The following is a 21,449-nucleotide window of genomic DNA, read 5'->3' as shown; positions in this document are numbered from 1 at the left end:
TTGGCTGCCGCCTGCGGCTACTAAGTAAGTTATGAAGTAAGTTAAGAGAATTTACGACGTATGCTGGCCCGTGCTGCAACTTGGTGGACGATTTTTAAGATCTGCGTTGAAGAACGCTTGGTCTACCGGGGCGATTTCGCGCTCGGCACGTTGATGCGCTTTTTGCCGATCGTGACCCAGATATTTCTTTGGACGGCCGTGTTCGCTTCGGCGGGGACGGGTAGCATTCAAGGTTTTACGCGGGAAGACGTCGTAGCGTATTATCTGCTCACGATGTTGGCTCGAGCTTTTTCCAGCATGCCGGGATTGGCGTCGGGGATCGCGCGGCAAGTTCGCGAGGGGGAAATCAAGAAGTTTTTGATTCAACCGATCGATCTGATTAGCTACTTGCTGCTGTCGCGGATCGCCCACAAAGTGGTGTATTACTTGATCGCCACGGCGCCATTCGCGCTCGTCTTTTATCTGTGCCGGGATTACTTTCCTGGCTGGCCACCGCTCGACATTTTTTTGGCGTTTGTGTATTCGCTGATGATGTCGTTTTTGCTGGGCTTCTTCATGGAAGCCACGATGGGGATGATTGCCTTCTGGTTTTTGGAAGTTTCCTCGCTGCTCTTTGTTCACATGCTGTTCGTGTTTTTCTTTTCGGGCCATATGTTCCCGCTTGAGTTTTTGCCCGAGCCTTGGAAAACGATCATCGATTACACGCCGTTTCCTTATTTGGCTTATTTTCCCTCGGTCGTGTTTCTGCAAAAGGTCGAAGGGGCTGCGCTAGTGCGCGGCTTGATTCTGCTGACGGCTTGGACGGTGGGATTCATGGTGCTCTGCCGACTGTCGATGAACGCTGGCTATCGCCGTTATAGCGGATATGGGGGCTGACACGATGTATCGATCACCTTCGTATCTCGGTGTGTTTCTCACCTTTGCCCGCAATAGCCTCGTGCGCGACATGACGTTTCGTGCGAATTTTATCATCGACACGATTTCGTCGATTTCGTGGATGATTATGAACTTGGGTTTCTATGCCCTGGTGTATCGCGAGACGACCTCGATTGCAGGCTGGGATAAGTACCAGTTCTTTGTGTTCATTAGCACGACCATGTTTGTAAACAGTCTGGTGCAGGCGTTTTTCATGCCCAATGCCGAAGAACTGAGCGAACAAGTACGCACGGGAGGTTTAGATTTTGCGTTGTTGAAGCCGATTGATACGCAGTTTCTGGTTTCGCTGCGTAAGGTCGCGTGGTCATCGTTCGGGAATTTTTTCGTCGCGCTGATCTTGTTGGCTTATTCCGTGCCGAGGATTCAGGGATTGGAGCTCACAGCTTGGCAATTTGTGCTCTATCCGCTGTATGTCGTGATGGGAGTCATGATTTTGTACAGCGTGATGATCGCCCTGGCGGCGACGAGCATCTGGTTGGGCAGGAATCAAACGTTGTATGATTTTTGGTTTTACATCACCAATTTTTCGCGCTACCCGATGGAAATTTACGATGGAACATGGGGTACCCCGCTACGGCAAGTGTTTACGTTTATCGTGCCGATTCTGGTCGTGATCAACGTGCCTGCGCGATTGATGGCCAAACCACTCACCCGCGAGAATCTTTGGATGGCTGGATTCGGATTGCTGGCCACCGTGGCGAGTGTGTTGGCCAGTCGTTGGATATTCAATCGCGCTCTTCTGAGTTATCGCAGCGCGAGCAGTTAGGCGAGGTCATGGACGACGAGCAACCGCGAATCGCGATTTTGGGGGCTGGCCCCGTTGGCTTGGAGGCCGCGCTCTATGCCCGCTATTTGGGTTATCCCACTGAGATTATTGAGCGTGGCGAACAACCCGGGGCAAGCGTTTTGGCTCACGATGAGCAATTGGGAAATTATCGCGAGCATGTGTCGAAGCTTGGCTTGGCGGCGCTTAAAGCTCAGGACGAAGCTTGGCAGCCCTTGGTGGGTTCGACATTACTAACAGGCCGTGAATGGCACGGTGCCTATCTCTTGCCACTTGCTCAGTCTGATTTGATCGCCGATTCGCTGCATCTTGGCACCGAAGTGGTTTCCGTCGATCGCCACGATGAAGACGACGATGTGTCGTTTCTGATTCATTGTCGCGATGCAGAAGGTAAAGACATTGTGTATTCAGCGGACATTGTGATCGACGCGGCAGGGAGTCTGAGTTCACGTGATTGGTTTGCGGCAACCGATGAAGAATCAGAGTTGACGTTCTTGAATCCTGATCCGGATTATTACATTCTCGGCAGCAAGAGCCGATCAGCGGGGGCCTTTCGTTTTGCCGAGGGTTTGCAGCAGATTCGCGAGCTGTTTGCAATTCTTGGTGAGCGAGACGATCTCGACGTGTATGCCACGCTGCCGCCGCTGGAATGATTCCTCTAGCCAAACCGGCAGCTAGCCTGCTAACGTGTTAGCAATCTTTTCGTACTCGAAATTGACAACCGCAACGGAGTTTTTGTCATGTTTCTCAATTGTCACCGTGCCCTACTCTTGATAGGCATTGTTCTTTGTCATGCCCCTTGTTCAGGAAAAGATGCCATGAGTTCCTATCCCGAAACGCGCCGCGTCGAGCAGGTCGACAAGTTTCATGGCGTCGACGTGGCGGATCCCTATCGGTGGCTGGAAGAGGATGTGCGCACGTCAAGCGAAGTCGAAAATTGGGTCAAGGCCCAGCACTCGTTCACCCGCGGGTATCTCGACTCGATTCCGCTGCGTAAGAAAATTCAGGAACGTTTGACCAAGCTATGGAACTTTGAACGTTATTCGGTGCCAACACACACGGCAGGCAAATACTTCTTTATGAAGAACAACGGTTTGCAGAACCAAGCCGTGTTGTATGTGGCCGATCGTTACGACGGCGCGGGTCGGGTGTTAATCGATCCCAATAAGTGGTCGGAAGATGGGACAATCGCCTTGGGCGAGATCAACGAAAGCGATGACGCGAAGTATCTCGCTTATTGCCGCAAGGAAGCTGGTTCCGATTGGTCGACCATTTATGTGATGGAAATCGAGTCGGGCAAGCAACTCGATGACAAGCTCGAATGGGTTCGCTGGGGGAATATCGTTTGGAACGCCGAAGGGACCGGCTTTTTCTACGCACGGTATCCTGAACCCAAAGAGGGAGAACAATTTCAGGCCCTCGCCACGAACCCCGCGATTCACTTTCACAAGTTGGGAACCGCCCAGGCCGACGATGTGCTCGTTTACAAACGCCCGGACAATCCGACATGGAGTTTTTGGCTTTCACGGAGCGACGACAACAAGTTCCTCGTTTTGAGCATTTCGCGGAGTACCGATCCTCAGAATCAAGTGCTGGTGCGGAATGTCGATGCGCCGCTCGATGGGGAGTTTAAGACTCTGATCGGTGATTTTGAGAATGAGTTTTCCTTCTTGGGGAATGTAGGAGAGTCCTTGTACTTTCTGACTGACTTCGAGGCACCGACCAAGCGGATTGTCTCGATGAATGTGAACAAGCCGGGGCGAGATGATCTTGCGGAAATCGTGGCGGCGGACAAAGCAACGCTCGACGGCGCTTGCCTGTTCAAGGAGAAGATCGTCGGCGTTTATCTTAAGGATGTTGTGACACAGGTGAAGACTTTCACGCTTGACGGGAAAGACGCCGCGGAAGTTGAACTGCCTGGCATCGGCACGGCCACGGGATTTGGGGGTCGGCAATTTGATACCGAAACATTCTTTTCGTTCACAAGCTACATTCGGCCTGCCAGCATTTTTCGACTCGATCTGGCCGACAATGCGATTCAAGTCATTCGCCAGCCGAAGGTGGATTTCAATCCCGATGACTACGAATCGCGGCAGGACTTTATCACAAGTAAAGACGGCACGCGCGTGCCGATTATCGTCTCGCATCGCAAAGGGCTGAAACGCGACGGTCAGAATCCGACGTTGCTGTATGGCTATGGGGGGTTCAGCATTTCGCTGACGCCGAACTTCTCGGTGGGTTTTGCCACTTGGATGGAAATGGGGGGCGTCTTGGCTGTTCCCAACTTGCGCGGCGGCGGCGAATACGGCGAGGAGTGGCATCAGGCGGGTAAGAAGGTCAACAAGCAAAATGTGTTCGACGATTTTATTGGCGCGGCGGAATGGTTGATTGCCGAGAAATATACTTCGACGAATCGACTCGCCATCATGGGAGGAAGCAACGGCGGCCTGCTGGTTGGTGCGGCGATGACTCAACGCCCCGACTTATTCGGCGCGTGCCTGCCGGAAGTGGGCGTGCTCGATATGCTGCGCTATCAAAACTTCACGGCAGGGCATTTCTGGCGTGATGAGTACGGGACGGTCGATGATCCCGAAGAGTTCAAGGCGTTGATCGCTTATTCACCGTATCACAACGTCAAAGAGGGAACAAAGTTTCCACCGACCATGGTTGTGACGGCCGACACCGATGACCGCGTGGTGCCGATGCACAGCTTTAAATTTGGCGCGGCGTTGCAACACGCCCAGTCGGGTGACGCGCCGATTCTGTTGCGGATCGAAACCCGCGCTGGCCACGGAGCGGGCACGCCCACCACCAAGCGAATCGAAGAAACAGCCGACCTGTGGGCGTTTCTGTGGAAGAACTTGGGGATGGGGGATTAGGGTCGAGTAATTTGTTGCCACATAGTTTTTGAATATAGTTGTACCACGACGGCATGTGAGCTGTTCAAGAACAACGTGTGTGCCGGGATGCATCGGACGAATTCATTTCCTCGGTGGTCAATTGTAAGTTTTATCCACGCGAGTTTACTTTCTATGCTTTAATCGGCAAGTTAGTAAGGCCTTGGCAGTAGTTGGCTCTCGAAGGTACACTTTTCTTGATTGATCTATTCGCTGCGTACCTCGGGAACGTCGTCGGGGATTTGCTCGATCAGCGTGTTCTTGCCATTGGCATCTTTCTCGATGGTGAAAGCATCATAGATCTCGCCGCTCGCGAGCCGAGCCTCGTAACGGAGCTTGTCGCCGTCGACTTTGACCACTTGAAATAACTGACGACCGTAGGCAATGCGACTTACTTCCCAGGATTCTTGTATTTCGTACATTTTCGGTCCGCTGACGCTGACTACGTAGACTGTGTTGCTACTCTTGTTACGTACCCCTTCTGGAATGTTCCGAGGACCACCGAGGCCTGAACGAGCGTATGTGTGATCATGACCTTGGAGCACGAGGTCGACGCCGTTGTCTTCCAGTATCGCTTGCCAGGCTTTACGAATTTCAGGGTTGTCGCGATCTTTGGCCGCCGAGAAGATGGGGTGATGGAATGTGACAAAGGTCCAAGTGGGCCGCGAGGCATCCTTAAGCACTTTTTGAAGCCATTCGCGTTGTTCTTCGATCTTCTCGTTGGAATTGAGCGAGACGATTCGAGCATTGTTGTAGTCGAACCAGTAGGCCGTCTCTTCCAACCCCGGAGGGCCATTGAGCGGAAATGAAAACTGCGGTCGCCAATGAGGGGATAAACCAATCTCATCGCCATACTCGTGATTTCCTGGTGAAGCAACGACAGGAATCATACCATTGAGCCAACCGCCGGCTTGAAACCACTCACCCCATTCGGCATCGTATTGCATGTCTCCCACGAGATCTCCGGCATGTAACATAAATGAGGCCCGCGGAGCATGCTGATTAGCCTCCCGAATGACCCGCGACCAGAGCGACAGAATCGAGTTTTGAGCGTCACCAAAGTAGACAAACGTAAATGGTTTGTCGTTTCCGCTCGCGGTCCGGAATTGAAACCATTCGCTAAAATGTTTTCCATCACCAACACGGTAGGCGTACATGGTGTCAGGCTTAAGTTCGGTCAGCCGCGCCGAATGGATCAAGCACTTGCCGAGGTCCGATTCAAAGCCGTTCGTTTTTCCTTGAAGTTGCGTGAACTCACGGGCCCCCTCCTTCATGTTGCCGACCATCTTGGCGGCGAGATTGTATTGAATCAGGGGTTGATCCACTGTCGTGTCGGTGCGCCAAGTGACATCCATCGTCGTGGCAGGGTCAGCACTCCAAGTGAGCACAACCCGATCTGGCAGCGGGGTCGGCTTGTGCTCTTCGACTTTCGTGAATTTACGTGGTTTGTCGTGATCCTCCGACTCATGGGTCCAAGCCTCGCTTGCATCCCACGCCACAAGCGACATAAGCCCAAGCAGGCAAACGATAAACTTAATCAGCTTCCCTTCAACTGTAACAAAAGTGTCTAGCATTGAGTCAATCCGAGAGAGCTTAAGATGTACGAAGCGAGAAGAGGCCGGTTTCGATCAGGCTACCCCTCCCAATCAAAACCGGGCTGAATTTCCAGTCAATTATAAATTACACACGGGTTGCGTGGACGTACTAACAACAGCAACCCCGAGAACAGCAAGTGCGAACATGTTCTTCGTTCAGGCACGCCCACCATCAAGTCTAACAAATCATTGATTCTTCAATGGGCATTGCCATTGAAAAGCCGTGGCGGAGTTTTCTTCCGCCACGGCATAGTTGTTTAGATCTACGAGTTGTTAGCTGGCACGACGGCGTGCTAAACCCAACAATCCGCAGAGCATGCCCAGGATAAGGGAAGAAGGCTCTGGGATTTGCACGTTGCCGGCACCTGGCGTCGCCCACAAAAACGTGGACGTGGGATTCACGACAATCTCTGTGCCGTCTTCAAAGCCAGCATCGCTGTCGCCGGGGCCCGAACCATCATTGGCGAAGAACGGACCGGGGTATCCGGCTGGTTCATCTTCACCGCTGCCGGAATCGAAGAACATCCACATTCCATCACTAGGACGGCGTTGAAACAGGTCCGCTCCGAACCACAAAAGCACGTCACTTCCGCCAAATTGCGAAGCGTATTGAAAACCAGCATCGCCATCTTCAGCTTCGCTGATGCCGTCGACAAAGCTGCTCCATGTGGCATCCAACACGCCATCGTCGTCGCTGTCGAGGTCGTCACCGACCGCACCGGTAAAACCTTGCACAAGCAAGAATGTGTGCACATTGTTTTCGTAGATCAGCTCTTCGCTAGGACCTTCCTCTTCATAACCAAAGATTTGGGTAAAGGGGGCACGATTGACGACAGTAGCCGCATCAGGTCCTTGCACTCCCACAGAAGCTGGTTCGATGTCAATGATTGTGTTGGAACTCTGCCAGAGGAACAAACCGTTGCTACCTGTGGAAAAGCTGCTCAAGTCAAAAGCGTTGAGCACTTGGCCAGGATTATCCAGTTGACCAGATTCGAGAGGAAAGTCTCCCTCGATTTCGAGGAACCAAAGATTGCTGAGGGAAGTCGCACCGGTGGTGCTGTAGATCTCGAAGAATTGGCGGTCTTCCTTGGGATCTTCGGGGCTGAAATAGATTTCGTTAATTTGCAGGTCGGCAAACGCCGCCTGACTGCCGAACGCGAGGGCCAGGGCAAGCAAACCAAAAATACGCTTCATTAGACATAGCTCCTAAGTAAAAGTTGATCGAAGCGGACAGGTAGACATGGGATATTTCTAAGCCAACGGCTTCCGCCGACGGCTAGCACAACTCGCAAGTAGCAGTGTCCCCCCCACAAGCAACAAACTTGAAGGTTCGGGGACTGAAGAAAAGGCCGTCAAAGCTCGGACAAAGCCGTACTTGTTTTGCCAAATCTGCAAATCCAGTTGATTGACGACGTCGTCGCCGTTGAAGTCGCCCAGGGCCCAGCCGCTATCAGCACTGGCACCTCTTTGCCATGCGAGAAAATCGCGACCATCGACGTCTCCGTCCAGATCGGCGTCTCCAAAGTCGGTGAAGAAAAGGTCTTCTGATCGTACACCGTTGTCACCTTGAACGAGGGCGTTAATATCGGTCAAGCTGGCGGCACCAAAATTCAACGCCACGTCGAAGCGTACACCGACGGTTCCCAGGTTGTCATAGAGGAAGTCGATGTCCGCTGCGTCGACATCGCCATCTTGGTCGACGTCGCCACGATACAAACCACCGACGCCGGTTGCGTTCTCGGCACCAGGGGTCGCGTAAAGAAAATCGGAGCTGGCAGAAACATAAATCGTGCGGCCATCTTGGTAGCCAGCGTCGTTCGAGCCGTAGAAACTGGAGCCATCGTTGGCAAAGAATGGCCCCACGTATCCGCCGTCTGCTTCGCCACTACCCGAATCAAAGAAAGCCCACATATTTTCCACGGGATCCCAGCTATAGATGTCGGAACCAAAACCACCGGTGAAGTTAATTCCACCTACACTTTGAGCGTATTGAAAACCAGGATCGACAGTCTCTTTCGCGCTGATGGCGTCATGTACGACGGTCCAGGGAGTGATGTTGAATGTTCCATTACCCTTGATCGCATTGGCTTCATTATCCAGATCAAGTCCCAAGGTGCCGGTGAAGTTTTCGACAAGCAGGAAATTGGAAATATCGTTCTCATAGATTTTGGTTCCCCCCCCCTCGTCGCCTTCGTAGCCGAGGTCGACGCGGCCAGGAAAAAGATCGAGCGCGAGTACCGTGGTCGCGCCAGGACCTTGGACGCCGGGGGCCTTAGAGTTATCGAGCACGATCGAGTTGGAATCGCGCCAGAGAAACAGGCCGTTGGAGCCGGTTGATAGGCCACTCAAATTGATGGCCGAAAGGATCGTGCCAGGATTGTCTTGTAAGCCGGGAACGTTGCCGGCATCGCCATCGATTTCCAATATCCACATGTTATTGAGTGATTCGACTCCACCAGTCGTGCTGCGTAACTCAATAAATTGACGGCCATCTTCCGGATCTTCGGGGCTGTAATAGATTTCATTGAAACGAATTGCCGCTTGCATTTGAGATGTGCTCAGCAAAAGCGTGGCTAAGTAGAATTGCCCTAACCATCTCAGTTTAACTCTCCAGCCCAGGTCGAAGTTCACGAGGCTCTCCTTAGGGGGGGGGGTATCGAATAGCACTTGTCAGTGAGGCCTCATTGTCCCGTAAGGTGTGAAGTTGCGATGAATCAATTGCGATGAATGTGTGAAAAGAATATGAAGGTATCGCCAGAGTTAAGAAGTTGTTTTTTGTTCTTTCATTTCTTAACGAGTTCTTAAAAGTCGTGGTTAGACTTATCTGCCATCGATCACAACTTCTTGTCTCCATGAAAGCCAACATGAAAATAAGCTTTTCAAGTAAGGTCGCCGTTCATTGGATGATGGCGATCGGTACGGTATTAATGGGTAGTCATGTCGTGGCTGCTGGTTTAGATGCGAACCAGAAATTTTTGAAGGTGCCCGAGGAATATCGCACGGTGCAAGCGGCCATCGACGCCGCGCAAGATGGCGACACGGTTCTTGTCTCGCCGGGCGTGTATCACGAAGCACTCACGATTCAAGGCAAGTCGATCACTCTGGCCTCGTGGTATCTGACGACTAAGGAAACTCGCTACATCAAGCAAACGGTTTTGGATGGCTCGATCATCCCAGATCCCGATCCTGAAGATGATATCGACGCGGTGGTGGATGCCGTGATTTCCATGCCGGAAAGTCCGGAGACGGAATCGACAATCTTGGGGCTGACGATTCGTGATGGCGATGACGGCCTCGCTTGCAGCAGTCGGGCGCGTGTGCTGTTCAATCATTTTGTGAACAACACCGATGCGATCGACTATGAAAATGGCAGCGGCGAATGTCGGTTCAACACGTTTGTGGCGAATGATGATGATGGGGTTGATATCGACAATTCTTCAGCCGTTTTGGTGGCCAACAATGAGATGCGCGATAACGACGACGACGGCATCGAAATGCGTCTGCATCCCCATGAAGGCGAAATGCTTAACACCGTAATTCGCGACAACATCATCACCGGCAACGGCGAAGACGGCATTCAGATTATCGATTATCCCGAAATGTCGAACCGCACGATCACGATCGAGCGCAATCTCATTGCCGAGAATGCCATGGCTGGCATCGGATTCATGAGCGATGCGGTCACGCTCGAAGACTATCGGGGGGCGCAAATCCCCGAGTCGATCACGATCATCAACAACACAATCTGCCGGAATCACTATGGCATGGTGGGCGGGGGCAATGCTCGGGTACTCAATAATGTCTTTGTCGAAAACCTGCACGCCCCCTTAAAAAATGTGAACGGCCAAAGTTTGCTGACGCACAATTTGCTGTGGCAGAACGGAGGGGAGCCGGTGAATAGCAATCTGACGAGTGGTGTCCTGCTTCGTAAGGACCCGCAGCTGGATGACAATTTTCGGCCGCTGGAAAGCAGTTTTTGCATAGATCAAGGAACAACACAACTAGATCTCGCATCGAACATCAGGTCCGTGCTTCCTGAGGCGTTTCATGGCCAAGCCCCCGACTTGGGTGCGTTTGAAATTCGCTAATTACACTTCGTGAATCACAAGGAAGCGACCCTATGAGGATGAGAACTCTACAACGCGGTTTTACTCTCGTTGAATTGCTGGTCGTCATTGCGATCATTGGGATGCTGGTGGCGCTGCTCTTGCCCGCGGTGCAGGCTGCCCGCGAATCGGCACGCCGGACGCAATGCGTCAACAATCTCAAGCAAATGGGACTCGCGCTGCAGAATTATCATGATGTCTATCGCCAATTTCCTTTAGGCGTAGCAGGTGCTGAGAAGAAAAGTATTATTGACGAAACTGGTCGACCTCGCGATGGGGATGAAGGATATGGTTGGGGGACGGCAATCCTTCCTTATTTGGAGCAAAAGCCCTTATACGATTCTTTCAAGCCTGATTGGAAGGCGAGTCCTTTCATGATTCATTACGTGGAAGAGGGAAAGATTCTCGAAGCCGGAGCCACGGAATTAAGTGTGTTTCGTTGTCCTTCTTCCGCGCTACCCTCTCATGTTCCTGAAGCGATCGGAACCATGACGTTGAATGAAGAATTTGTGATTGGTTACGCCACATCTGACTACAAGGCAAGCGGCGGTGTTCGAGATCAAGGCATGTTTTGTTCATTGCGGGACTGTTTACAAAGAAATTTAGGTAAAGATCCTAAACAACGCATTCGTATGCAAGATGTTACGGATGGATTGAGCAATACGATCGCTTTAGGCGAAGCCGCATATGCCTTGGAGCTTGTCAAATGGCCTTTTTGGATTGGCGGAGTGACCGAGGACGAATCTGTAATTTTTGAGACAGACGCACTCAATATCATTAACTGTGGTATCAGTCCCAAGCAATTAGAAAATTTCACGCAAGCGCTTGATGATGAATGTGCGTTTAGTTGGCATGAAGGAGGCGCATTTTTTTGCTTTGGGGATGCTTCGGTACATTTTCTAGATGAAACAATAGACTTTCAAGTTTATGGTTATCTCGGAACCATTGACGATGGTAACCTTACTACCGGCGTGCAGTTTTGAGATCGAGAGCCTTGCTTGTTAAACATGACTGACCTAAGTTTAGCCGGATGCATGAGGCTGTTTGCTTCTCTTCTCTGTATTTGTATTCTCGGCTGTGGGCAGTCTCATCCCCCCGTGGCGGAAGTGAAAGGCACGGTGACGTACCAGGGCAAGCCCGCAATTAGTGGTCGCGTGTTGTTCCTCCCCGATGGTGGGGGTAAGCAGGGACTGGGAACAATCCGGCCTGATGGCAGCTTTGAATTGGGAACGTTTAGTGCGGATGACGGAGCTTTAGTTGGCAAGCATCACGCCATGCTCGTTCGCGTTGCTTTTGATCCTAGCGGTAAAGATGAGCTAAGTTTCAGGCGAGCAGAACAACAATGGATCGTTGTCGAATCAGACAAGACCAACGAATTCGCGATTGAACTGGCTGGCCAAGAATGGCAAAAATTGTCTAATTAGCGAACCGCCGTGCGACACTTTTTGCACCTCGTGATCGAAATGCTTGACTTGGCTGTGGCAAGCTCGCAACATAAGTGGGTCAGCCAGCTGACTTACGCTTCTCGAATTTCTTTTTGGCGAGGTGTTGCTAATGAACTCGACCCAACTTTGGCATTTTCGCGCCTGGCTGGCGCTGGCGATCGCCGTGATCTTTTCACAGACATGCCATGCCGATCTATTTGCGTTGTTCACTACGGGTGATATCGCGCGGATCAATTCGACCACGGGTGCAATCATCGATAAATACTCTGGTATCGGCACTAGCTCTAGCAACTCAGGTTTGACGTTCGACGGGCAAAGGCTCTATCTGAATCGCCGTAGCAATTCGGTATGGGAAGAAATTTGGGCCTTTGAAATCGCGACCGAAACTTGGATGCCGTACGGTTCTCTCGACACGTTAAGTATTGATCCCGTGGGACCGAATTTTTTGTCCGGAATGGGTTATGCGCCCGGACCGTTTGGTGAAGGTTCGCTGGTGACGGTGTCGCGTCGTCAGACGGATCATCCTAGCTATATCACGGAATTCTTGTTCTTTCCGCCTTTTGGTGGTCCTCTGCTAGGTTTGCCATCCGCGCCGTTGCCGTCCGATATCGATGCGTTGGGCGCCGACTTTGATCCTGCCACCGGTGAATTTTGGATTAGTGCGGAACGAGTGGGAATGAGTACTCGCACGCCGGTCCTCCTTTGTGCTGACTTCATAGGCAACATCGAGCAAGAGTTGCTACCGAGCTTGGTGACTGCCGCCATGCCTCGCGGGTTGGCCTTCGACGACGGCGGGATGTTCATCGGTGTCAGGTATTTGCCAACGATGATGAACGAGATTAGTAAGATCGATCGCAGCACAGGAGCCGTTCTCGAATCGTTCCTGCTGACGGGCGACGGAATTATTGCTGCCTTGGCCGGGGGAGTGGTCATCCCCGAACCAGCGACGGCTTTGTTATGTGCCATGACAGTTCTCTTGGGAGTGAATCGCCGCCACGCCGTGCGTTGACAGGGCTCGGCTGCGTTGACAGGTCTCGTAGGAGGGAGACAATGGACGGTTCGATTTTGATCACTCACCGTCATCAAGGAGAACAATCATGGCGATTCGTAGCGCGGAAGCAGTCTGGCAAGGCGACCTTAAAGGTGGCAAGGGGAACGTCAAGTTTGGTAACGGCGCCTTCGACGGCCAGTATTCTTTTACCTCACGCTTTGAAGAAGGCACCGGCACGAATCCTGAAGAGCTGATTGCCGCCGCTCACGCCAGTTGTTTTTCGATGGCTCTTTCTAACGGCCTCTCACAAGCCGGTCATCCGCCAACCGAAGTGAAGACCACGGCCAATGTGCATCTTGTGAAGGGCGAAGCCGGTTTTGGAATCCCCAAGATCGATCTGGTGACCGTGGCCAAAGTGCCGGGTATTGATGCCGCGGCTTTCCAAGAGCAAGCCGAAAAGGCAAAAAAGAATTGCCCAATTTCAAAGTTGCTCGCCGCGGCGGAGATTACGCTTGATGCGAAGTTGGTGTAAACGCTGAGCAGCTGAGTTGAGAACAAGACCGCCGGGACCAGCCCGGCGGTTCGTTTTTTACACTTGATTGAGGATTTCAAATTCCTAATTCAGAAATTCTCAATGATAAATTTCAACTTTTCCAACGTGTCCAACTCTTCCAATTTGGCAGGGTATATTTGCGAAGTTGCGCGTCTCGGGTTTCATGACGCGAGTTGTGCTCTGCGCAGACATTCGGGTGCCACCGTTGGCTCGCCCAACAGTGTCTTAACGGCTTCGCCCTGACCCCCGACCTTCTGACCTCTGGCGTCTTCCTTCTGCTTTGCCAGGTTGGCGAGGTTTGCTTGGTTTGCAGGCTTCTGGTTGTCGCAAAGCTGAATTTGGGATTGGGTGTTAGGGACTTGGGGCTGGAGACGAACGAATTTCTCGCGCCTCGAAACGCATTATATGGAATTGCGCGGCCAATTTCGACAAAGAACTTTGTCCACTGAGCCGCAAGACGCTAGCCGCGGATTCTTGAAAGATGAGTAGCATGGCCGCCTCGGCCGTGGGAATTTTTCAAACACGGAGTGGAGGAGTTATGCTGCGAAGATTGCGCGCTCGTCTACGACGCGCTCTGCCTTGCGGCTAACAAATTTCTGTGTCTGAGGTCTGTGACCTAGGCTACAGTTGGCGAATCCAGCGATTTGTCAATCAACCAGAAAGACATTACCATGCTGAGATGAACTTCTCAGTTACTGCCCGCCGATTGGCCGTTGTCTTCTTTGTCTTGCCGAGTGCCTTTTATCTTCTTGCAGAATCGTGCATGGCGCAGACTCCGGCTTCCGTTGAGCGAATCGTTAAGCAGATCGATCACATCCTGATCGTCTCGCCCTCAGCCAAAGAGCTGTTTGAGTTGCTCTCGGAAACTTTTCAGTTGCCCGTCGCGTGGCCCATGACAGACTATGGCGGCTTCACTTGTGGAGGGGTCTCGCTGGGAAACGTGAATCTGGAAATCATTAGCGAGCAAGCGTCTGGCGAAAGCAGAGAGGCCCGTTGGACGGGCTTCGCGCTGGAGCCTTTGCCACTGGGAACGAGTCTACGCGAACTGGACGCACGCGGGATCGGACACGGATTGCCTGCCCCTTTTCGCGAATTTCAGTCAGACGGTTCGTTAAAAACGCGCTGGACGACGGTCGGATTGCCTGACGTTTCGTGTGACTCGACCCAGGTTTTTCTGTGTGAGTATGACGATGGCATAACCACGCGGAGAGATCGCCTGGCAGAAGAACTTCGTTCGCGAAACGGTGGCCCACTGTCACTTCATGCGGCGAAACAGATTGTCTATGGAACCCGTGATGTGAAGGACGCAAGGCGGCAGTGGCAAATGCTACTTAAACCGATTGAGTCTTCCTCTGAAGGTGCTTGGCCTGTGGGTGACGGTCCGGCGCTGCAAGTCGTCGGTGCGGATGCGAATGGAATCCGCAGCCTTATCCTCAGCGTCATGGACCTTGATCAGGCGAAGCGTTTCCTTAAGTCCAAGAATATGTATGAAAATGAATCCGACATTGTCAGGGTAGGTGGTCCGCTGCTGCGAGGGTTGAATTTCATTTTGGTTCAGAAATAAGAACGGTGGTTTGCGGAATTACGAGTCGGAGACTCGTACCACACTAGAGTAGATCGATACTCCGTATCGAATTATTAATCACGACATGGAACGTCGTGGCACTCTTAGTTGCAGGGTTTGCAATCGTCGATGTGACTGTCGTGCAATGGGGCAGACCAGTTGAGGCCGGTCTTTTCGATCACGCGGTGTTCGAAGTCGCCGAGCAGGCCGCCCAGGATTTGCCAGCCATCGGGCCGGCGTAATTCCAAATCGCCTTGCAGATTCACGCGGATGATGCTGTGGGCATGCACGCCCGCGGCTTCGAGTTCATGCAGCTTGAGTTCCTCAGGGAGCAGCACGGAGAAGAGTTGCTCGCCGGTCATTTCAATGAATTTCACGGGTCAGTACCGCCAAGTGGGGTGGAGTGTTGAAGTTTGTGAATGTGAATTAGCATAACTGCGGAAGGTTCAAATTTGAAGAAGCGGGGCCGCTAAGCCGCGAGCGGCGGTTAGACTTCGCGGAGGGCGTCGACGACTTTCATACGGACGGCACGGAGTGCGGGTAGGAATCCGCCGACGAGGCCCATGACGACGGCCAGGATGGCGCCTTGGGCTAGCACGCGGGGGCCAAAGTCGAACGAGAACGCAACTTCCGTGAAGGTGCCGGGGTTCATCGTGCCGGTTTGAATGCCGCCCAGGAAAAATGTGATTGCCAGCGCCCCCAGGCAACCAAGCACAGCACCGGCGAGACACAGCACCAAGGACTCGAGGACGAACGCGGTCAGGATACTCAGGCGGCCAAAGCCGAGGGCCCGCAGGGTGCCGATTTCTCGCGCGCGCGAAGCGATGGCTCCGTACATCGTGTTGGCGACGGCGAACATCGCGCCGATCGTGAGAAAGAACGCGATCATGTAACCGACGACTTTGATCAGGCTGCTTTGCTGGGCTTGCTCGGCATAGTAATTGACTTCGGTGGTGGCCTTGAGGTCGATCTGCTCGTCGTTTTGGATGCGATTGACGAGACGCTCTTGATCGGCCTGACTGGCGGCACGAAGTTGCAGGCTCGACATCGCGCCCGTGCGTTTGGCGAGTTGAGCCAGCACGGGTTGATCAGTCCAGACTTCGGACTCAACGGCCCCACCGCCGGCTTCAAAGATGCCGACGACTTCAAATTCACCCCCTTCGACCTTGAACTTGTCGCCGAGCCCCAGTCGTTGAAAACGCTGCGACATCGCGCTGCTGACGATGGCTTCGCGTACGCCCGGCGTGAAATCGCGGCCTTCAACGATTTCGAGTCCTTCACGCAAATTGCGCGACATAGGATCGACCCCGCGAACGGAAACATTCACGGGTTGAGTCGAACCGCGGCGCGGCAGATACGCGAACACAACTAGCTCGGAAGCCGCCAGGGGATTGCCATATTTATCAGTTTCGATGCCTGGGAGGGCCGTGATTTCGCGCGCGGCTGATTCGGTGACGGCGCTGACGGCCTCGGAGGTCGAGCCTTTGCGCAAGACGATCACGTCGAGCGGATCGGCGGCGATTTCGAGTGTTTTATCTAGCCCCGCCGAGAGGCCAAAGGCGAAGATGCTGGCCCAAACAACCATGCCGACGCCAAGGACGGTCATAAGCGAGCCGACTTTGCGAGCCATCAGGCTGCGGTAATTGTATTTGATGGGGATCATTGTTTATGAGAGGTCGGAGTTCGGAGGTCAGAGGTCGGAGGCCGGCATTAGACGACTTTGCGCAAGCCTTCGATGACGGAGACGTGGGCGGCGCGCCAGGCGGGGATGAGACCACTTAAAAGTCCCACCACGGCGGCGAGTGCTAAGCCCCATAATGCGGTTCGCCAGGGGATGTAAAACATTCCCAAGCCGGCGTCGATGCTGCTCAGGTCCACCGAGTAGAACAAAAGTTTCGCACCGAGGGCTCCAAGAATTCCACCGAGGACGCCGATGGTGACCGACTCGGCGAGAAACATGCCGAGGATGGTTGATTGGTTGAAGCCGATGGCTTTCAAAAGCGCGATCTCGCGGGTCCGTTCGCGAACCGACATGGCCATCGTGTTGGCGGCGACGCACAACAGGGCCAGCACCACTGCGGTGGAAGTCATGCGGATGAAGCCGCGGACGTTGCCCATCATTTCCATGAACGAGGCGGCGAAATCTTTCTCGGTCATCGGCTTCACGGGGGCGTCGGAGCTTTCGAACGCGGCCGTGATGGCCTGCATCACTTCGGGCATCTTAGCGGCGGATTCGGCGCGAATCATCACAAGACCCGCGTTGCCCGAATTGGGATAATTGAGTTTTTTAAGGGATTCATCGAAGTAATCGAAGTGGAACAAGACCCAGCCGCGGTCCATCGTCGGGGGGCCGTCGTAGATGCCGCGCACCGTGAGCTCAAGATTGGCGGGATAGATGTTGCCTTGCAGTGGAATCTTGCTGCCGATCTTCCAACCCTTGTTGCGGGCAATGAGTGCGCCGACCACGCAGCCCGTTTTGTCATTTTGCCAGGCTTCGAGCTCATCGGCGGGGATCGTGAGTTCGGGATAGACGTTGAAGAGTTCTTTGGCATCGGTCGCGAATTGAGGAAACTGAGTTGTTTCTTCGCGATAGTTGCCGCCAAACCACGACATGGGGATCGTGTGGATCACGCCCGGCACGCGGCTAATGCGATTCACATAGCTAATCGGCAAATTGCCGGCGAGGCCTGCCTCGTGCAGCACGGCCACGCGGTTGGCCTGGCTATTGGCATCGGTCGATTCTTCCTGGGCGGTGATCAGCGAGTAGAGCGTCACGACCAGAAACAAGCTCACCGCGATCGACGCCGCCGTGAAGAGCGAGCGGATCTTGTTGCGAAAGACATTGCGAAAAATCATCGGCAAAAATTTCATCGTGCATGTTCCAATTCATCGATGTCGGCTTGGACGAAGGTGCCTTTTTCGAGATGCAGCAAACGCTTCGCCCGGCGCGCGGCTTTGGGATCGTGGGTGACCATGATGATCGTCGTGCCGAATTGCTCGTTGAGTGAATCCAACAGATCGAGCACTTCCTGAGCACTGGTCGCATCGAGATTACCGGTCGGTTCGTCGGCCAAGAGGAGCACAGGATCGTTGGCAAGCGCGCGAGCGATGGCGACCCGTTGTTCCTGACCGCCGGAAAGCTGGCGGGGGTAGTGGTCGGCACGATCGGCGAGGCCCACGATGCGGAGCGACGTTTCCGCTTGCTTGCGACGTTCAGCACGCGACAGGGGCGTGAGCATCAAGGGCAGTTCGACGTTTTCTTGGGCCGTGAGGACCGGCATCAAGTTGAACATCTGAAAGATGAAGCCCAAGTTTTCGCTCCGCCAGCGCGAAAGGCCCGCTTCGGAAAGTTGACCGAGATCTTGGTCGTTGACGATCACTTTGCCGGTGGTGGGGCGATCAAGTCCGGCGCAAAGATTGAGGAGCGTCGACTTGCCGGAACCGGAGGGCCCCATCACGGCGACGAAGTCCCCTTTGGGAATATGGAGCGTTGTGTTGGTAAGCACGGGAATCTCTTGCGAGCCGCGCGTGAAACCTTTGCTGACGTTCAACAGTTGGACGACGGCATCGGTGTGGTTGTCGGACATGAAAACCTCAGGGAATAACGGATCTTATTCGGGGACTTGGACTTGCTCGCCTTCTTCCAGGCCGGGGGGAGGCTCGACAATCACGCGCTCACCGCCGGTGAGGCCGCTTTCGATGGCGACTAAACCTTCCTCGGATTTGCCAGCCGTTTTGATGGCTACTTTGCGAACGCGATCCTGGTCGAGCAGCCAGACGAACTGATCGTCGCCCGTTCCTTGCACCGCCGCCGCGGAAACGAAGACGCCTTTTTCTTGAGCCTGATTCGCTTCGGTGGCATCGGGGAGGAACAGAACCGTGGCACTCAATTCAGGAAACAAGCGATCATCGGGATCGAGAATTTCAACTTTCACTTTCACGATGCCCCGCGTGCGATCTCCCATCGGGATAATCTCGCGGAGTTTGGCTTTGTAGCGATGATTGGGCACGGCGTCGACGATCACTTGGGCAGGCTGACCTTTTCTGAGTTGGCTGAGGTAATCTTCTTTGACGTCGGTATCGACTTCGAGTTCATCGAGCTTGGCGAGTGTGATCACGGAACCACGGCCCGAGCTGGCACCCATGCCACCGGGCATGATCGATTCTCCTTGCTCGGCATCTTTGGTAACGACCGTGCCATCGAACGGGGCGTAAACAAACATATTGCGAATCGCTTCCTCGGCTTCGATCACGCTGCTTCTGGCGGAGGATAGCGAGGCTTTCCGCGCTTTGACGGTGGCTTCAGCCACTTGGTGGGCCGTCTCGGCTTGTTCGGCTGCTTCGACGGTCCCCGCGCTGCGCTCCAAGAGTTGTTGCTGCCGCTTCAAATTGCGTTCACTTTGTTTCAAATTGAATTCGGCTTCCGAAACTTGAGCTTGGGCCAATTCGACGGCGACTTTCTTGGAAGCGAGCATGGCATCGAGATCGGCGTGTTCGAGTTCCGCGAGGATATCGCCCGCTTGGACTTTGTCGCCTTCTTCCACGGGGATGTTCTGGATGCGACCGGGCACCTTGGCTCCCACGGCGGCTTGCCAACGCGATTCGAGGTAACCCGTGGCGGTGAGATACGCGGAGACTTGCCCCTTGGTCATGATGCGAGCGGCTTCGACTTTGACCATCGGCAGCGGGAAGAGTCGATCACGCAGCGCCCAATAGGCGGTGCCACCGATGCCGCCGATTAGGACTAAGCCCAGCAACAACCACAGCGCGCGGCCTACGACTGTGGGCTTACGTGTTTTAGAGCGGTCGATCTTGAGTGAGGAAAGCTCACCGCGGAGGTCGAGTTTTTTTCCGCCGACCGGGGTGGCCGGAGGACTATCAACGGGGGGCATAAGGGTAGGTCCGCACGGGGGCATTGCTCGTTAACCGAGCATGTTGCCCGGCTGGACAAAAGAACATCATACCAAGCGGAGTAGGGGGATGTCTTGTGCAAAAACTGGCGGGAGATTTGGTGGAAACTGTGAAGTTGGGGGATTAATGACTACGCGTTGCCGGATGCTCCTTCGCGTTCGATATCGGGGATGATGAACGGTGCGCGTTGTTTGCGGGTGCGCAGTTCGTTGGCGGCGTCGTTGCCGACGAACATTTCGCTTTGTGTGTCGAGTTCCAATTGCGCGCCGAGCGTGAGGAGCTCGGCGCCATCAATGTCGACATCGTTGGCGCGCAAGTGGCTGGCCATGCGGTCGAAGGAGTTGGCCAAGAGTTCGCGGCCCGCTACAACTTCGGCGATTTCGGCGGCATTTTTTTCTTGGCCCAATCGATGGGAAATGCTGCCCATAAAGCAGAGCGAGCTGGAAAGATGGCCTTCTTGAATCTCGGCGTTGAGCAAGGAATTATTCCGCGCGGCAACCGCGTTGAGCCAGTTGGCGTAGTGGGGAAGCTCTTTGTTCTTCCACCCTTTGATCAGTTTGCCAGTGTTGTCGTAAGCACTCGCGTCCATGTAGCTGTTGCCGACGAGAATATAACCCTTTTCGCATTGGACGACGTTGCCGACCTGACTGCCGCGATATTTGTCCATCGAGGCTTCCCAACGCTCTTGACCTGTTTTGGAATGGGGCAGGCCACGGGTTTCAAAAATCAACGGTGCGTCGGGGTAATCGAAATAAGCGATCTGCGTGTTGGGCGTGTTGCCGGCATCTTCGTAACCCAGGCGGCCACCGATGGAGAGCACTCGCGGCGCGAGTGTGTCGACACCGAGAAACCAACGAGCGACGTCCATTTGATGAATGCCTTGGTTGCCCATGTCGCCGTTGCCGGTGTTGAAATCCCAATGCCAATCGTAGTGGAGGCTGGGGCGGTAGATGTCTTTCATCTCGGCGGGACCGCACCAGAGGTCGTAGTTGATGGTGCTGGGGATTTCGAGCGCCGTGTCGAGCTTACCGATGCTGGGGCGAGGCTTGTAACACAACCCCACGACGTAGCGAAGGTTGCCGAGTTCACCACTCCGCACAAATTCGACGGCGGATTTGATGCTGTCGCTGGAGCGAGCTTGCGTACCGCATTGGATGATGCGGTCGTACTTACGCGCGGCGGCGACGACTTGCCGACTTTCCCAAATGGTTTGGGCAATCGGCTTTTCGCAATAAACATCTTTGCCCGCTTGAGCCGCGGCGACGGCGATCAGCGCGTGGGTGTGATTGGGCGTGGCGATTGTGACCGCATCGATGTCTTTGCGTTCGAGCAGCTTGCGATAGTCGCCGAGGCGTTCGACCTTGCGTTTGGTTTTCTCTTCAAACTTGTCGGCGCGTTGGTGGAGGATTTCTTCATCGACGTCGCAAATCGCCACGATGTTGTCGGCGAGACCATAAAGATGATTCTCGCCACGGCCGCGGACGCCGATGGTTGCCACGCGGATATCGGAAACGCCAGCAGCGAAAACTGATGTGCTGTTGAGCAACGTGAAGGATGCAGCCGTGGCGGCGGATGTGGCGAGAAAGTCGCGGCGCGAAAGGGGCATGATCGGAGCCTCGATGGGAGAAACGAGCGGAAGAGAAGAATTTATTCTACTCGGGGAAATC

At 53.9% G+C, this 21,449-nt stretch carries 19 protein-coding genes; 10 read left to right on the top strand and 9 right to left on the bottom strand.

What is annotated here, in order from left to right:
- Positions 1 to 60 precede the first annotated feature (60 nt).
- The 4 genes from AC6T8Q_RS03095 to AC6T8Q_RS03080 all read left to right on the top strand — a co-directional run bounded on the left by AC6T8Q_RS03095 (position 61) and on the right by AC6T8Q_RS03080 (position 4,599).
- Positions 61 to 876: an ABC transporter permease gene (locus AC6T8Q_RS03095; RefSeq protein ID WP_500677684.1), complete on the top strand. Its 816-nt coding sequence runs from the start codon at positions 61 to 63 to the stop codon at positions 874 to 876.
- A gap of 4 nt (positions 877 to 880) precedes the next feature.
- On the top strand, positions 881 to 1,702 hold the full coding sequence (locus AC6T8Q_RS03090; RefSeq protein WP_500677683.1) for an ABC transporter permease: 822 nt from the start codon (positions 881 to 883) through the stop codon (positions 1,700 to 1,702).
- Positions 1,703 to 1,710: 8 nt separating this feature from the next.
- Positions 1,711 to 2,373 carry a hypothetical protein gene (locus AC6T8Q_RS03085; RefSeq protein ID WP_500677682.1) on the top strand — a complete coding sequence of 221 codons (663 nt, stop codon included), beginning with the start codon at positions 1,711 to 1,713 and terminating at the stop codon, positions 2,371 to 2,373.
- A 165-nt stretch (positions 2,374 to 2,538) separates the two neighbouring features.
- The gene (locus AC6T8Q_RS03080) at positions 2,539 to 4,599 is read left to right on the top strand and encodes a prolyl oligopeptidase family serine peptidase (protein ID WP_500677681.1); all 2,061 of its coding nucleotides are present in this window, start codon (positions 2,539 to 2,541) and stop codon (positions 4,597 to 4,599) included.
- Between the two features lie 224 nt (positions 4,600 to 4,823).
- On the opposite strand, the gene AC6T8Q_RS03075 is transcribed toward AC6T8Q_RS03080, so the two are convergent.
- The 3 genes from AC6T8Q_RS03075 to AC6T8Q_RS03065 form a co-directional block, all read right to left on the bottom strand.
- On the bottom strand, positions 4,824 to 6,191 hold the full coding sequence (locus tag AC6T8Q_RS03075) for a purple acid phosphatase family protein (RefSeq protein WP_500677680.1): 1,368 nt from the start codon (positions 6,189 to 6,191) through the stop codon (positions 4,824 to 4,826).
- A 294-nt stretch (positions 6,192 to 6,485) separates the two neighbouring features.
- Complete coding sequence (locus AC6T8Q_RS03070; protein WP_500677679.1) at positions 6,486 to 7,406, bottom strand: PEP-CTERM sorting domain-containing protein; 921 nt, start codon at positions 7,404 to 7,406, stop codon at positions 6,486 to 6,488.
- A 57-nt stretch (positions 7,407 to 7,463) separates the two neighbouring features.
- Positions 7,464 to 8,843: a PEP-CTERM sorting domain-containing protein gene (locus tag AC6T8Q_RS03065; protein WP_500677678.1), complete on the bottom strand. Its 1,380-nt coding sequence runs from the start codon at positions 8,841 to 8,843 to the stop codon at positions 7,464 to 7,466.
- 233 nt (positions 8,844 to 9,076) lie between these two features.
- Here AC6T8Q_RS03065 and AC6T8Q_RS03060 point away from each other — a divergent pair, with 233 nt between their 5' ends.
- The 6 genes from AC6T8Q_RS03060 (at position 9,077) to AC6T8Q_RS03035 (ending at position 14,871) form a co-directional block, all read left to right on the top strand.
- Positions 9,077 to 10,300, top strand: a complete 1,224-nt coding sequence (locus AC6T8Q_RS03060; RefSeq protein ID WP_500677677.1) for a right-handed parallel beta-helix repeat-containing protein — start codon at positions 9,077 to 9,079, stop codon at positions 10,298 to 10,300.
- Between the two features lie 38 nt (positions 10,301 to 10,338).
- The gene (locus AC6T8Q_RS03055) at positions 10,339 to 11,301 is read left to right on the top strand and encodes a DUF1559 family PulG-like putative transporter (RefSeq protein WP_500677676.1); all 963 of its coding nucleotides are present in this window, start codon (positions 10,339 to 10,341) and stop codon (positions 11,299 to 11,301) included.
- A gap of 114 nt (positions 11,302 to 11,415) precedes the next feature.
- Positions 11,416 to 11,742, top strand: coding sequence for a hypothetical protein (locus tag AC6T8Q_RS03050; protein WP_500677675.1), 327 nt, complete (start codon positions 11,416 to 11,418; stop codon positions 11,740 to 11,742).
- Positions 11,743 to 11,872: 130 nt separating this feature from the next.
- On the top strand, positions 11,873 to 12,772 hold the full coding sequence (locus tag AC6T8Q_RS03045; protein WP_500677674.1) for a hypothetical protein: 900 nt from the start codon (positions 11,873 to 11,875) through the stop codon (positions 12,770 to 12,772).
- A gap of 88 nt (positions 12,773 to 12,860) precedes the next feature.
- Entirely contained in the window at positions 12,861 to 13,286 is a 426-nt protein-coding gene (locus tag AC6T8Q_RS03040; RefSeq protein WP_500677673.1) for an OsmC family protein, read from the top strand.
- 784 nt (positions 13,287 to 14,070) lie between these two features.
- Positions 14,071 to 14,871, top strand: coding sequence for a hypothetical protein (locus tag AC6T8Q_RS03035; protein ID WP_500677672.1), 801 nt, complete (start codon positions 14,071 to 14,073; stop codon positions 14,869 to 14,871).
- A gap of 104 nt (positions 14,872 to 14,975) precedes the next feature.
- Here the strand turns inward: AC6T8Q_RS03035 and AC6T8Q_RS03030 are convergent, their stop codons facing one another.
- From AC6T8Q_RS03030 to AC6T8Q_RS03005, 6 genes are all read right to left on the bottom strand, one after another.
- On the bottom strand, positions 14,976 to 15,248 hold the full coding sequence (locus tag AC6T8Q_RS03030) for a hypothetical protein (protein WP_500677671.1): 273 nt from the start codon (positions 15,246 to 15,248) through the stop codon (positions 14,976 to 14,978).
- A gap of 110 nt (positions 15,249 to 15,358) precedes the next feature.
- The gene (locus AC6T8Q_RS03025) at positions 15,359 to 16,534 is read right to left on the bottom strand and encodes an ABC transporter permease (protein WP_500677670.1); all 1,176 of its coding nucleotides are present in this window, start codon (positions 16,532 to 16,534) and stop codon (positions 15,359 to 15,361) included.
- A gap of 47 nt (positions 16,535 to 16,581) precedes the next feature.
- Entirely contained in the window at positions 16,582 to 17,742 is a 1,161-nt protein-coding gene (locus AC6T8Q_RS03020; protein ID WP_500677669.1) for an ABC transporter permease, read from the bottom strand.
- Complete coding sequence (locus AC6T8Q_RS03015; protein ID WP_496921803.1) at positions 17,739 to 18,458, bottom strand: ABC transporter ATP-binding protein; 720 nt, start codon at positions 18,456 to 18,458, stop codon at positions 17,739 to 17,741. The genes AC6T8Q_RS03020 and AC6T8Q_RS03015 overlap by 4 nt, the downstream gene beginning before the upstream one ends.
- 24 nt (positions 18,459 to 18,482) lie before the next feature.
- Positions 18,483 to 19,763, bottom strand: a complete 1,281-nt coding sequence (locus tag AC6T8Q_RS03010) for an efflux RND transporter periplasmic adaptor subunit (RefSeq protein ID WP_500677668.1) — start codon at positions 19,761 to 19,763, stop codon at positions 18,483 to 18,485.
- 149 nt (positions 19,764 to 19,912) lie between these two features.
- Entirely contained in the window at positions 19,913 to 21,388 is a 1,476-nt protein-coding gene (locus AC6T8Q_RS03005) for a Gfo/Idh/MocA family protein (protein ID WP_500677667.1), read from the bottom strand.
- Positions 21,389 to 21,449 lie beyond the last annotated feature (61 nt).

Source organism: Bythopirellula sp. (assembly GCF_041737835.1).
Lineage (GTDB): Bacteria > Planctomycetota > Planctomycetia > Pirellulales > Lacipirellulaceae > Bythopirellula.
The sequence above is the reverse complement of the archived record's forward strand: the minus strand, read 5'-3'. Positions and strand labels throughout refer to the sequence as shown.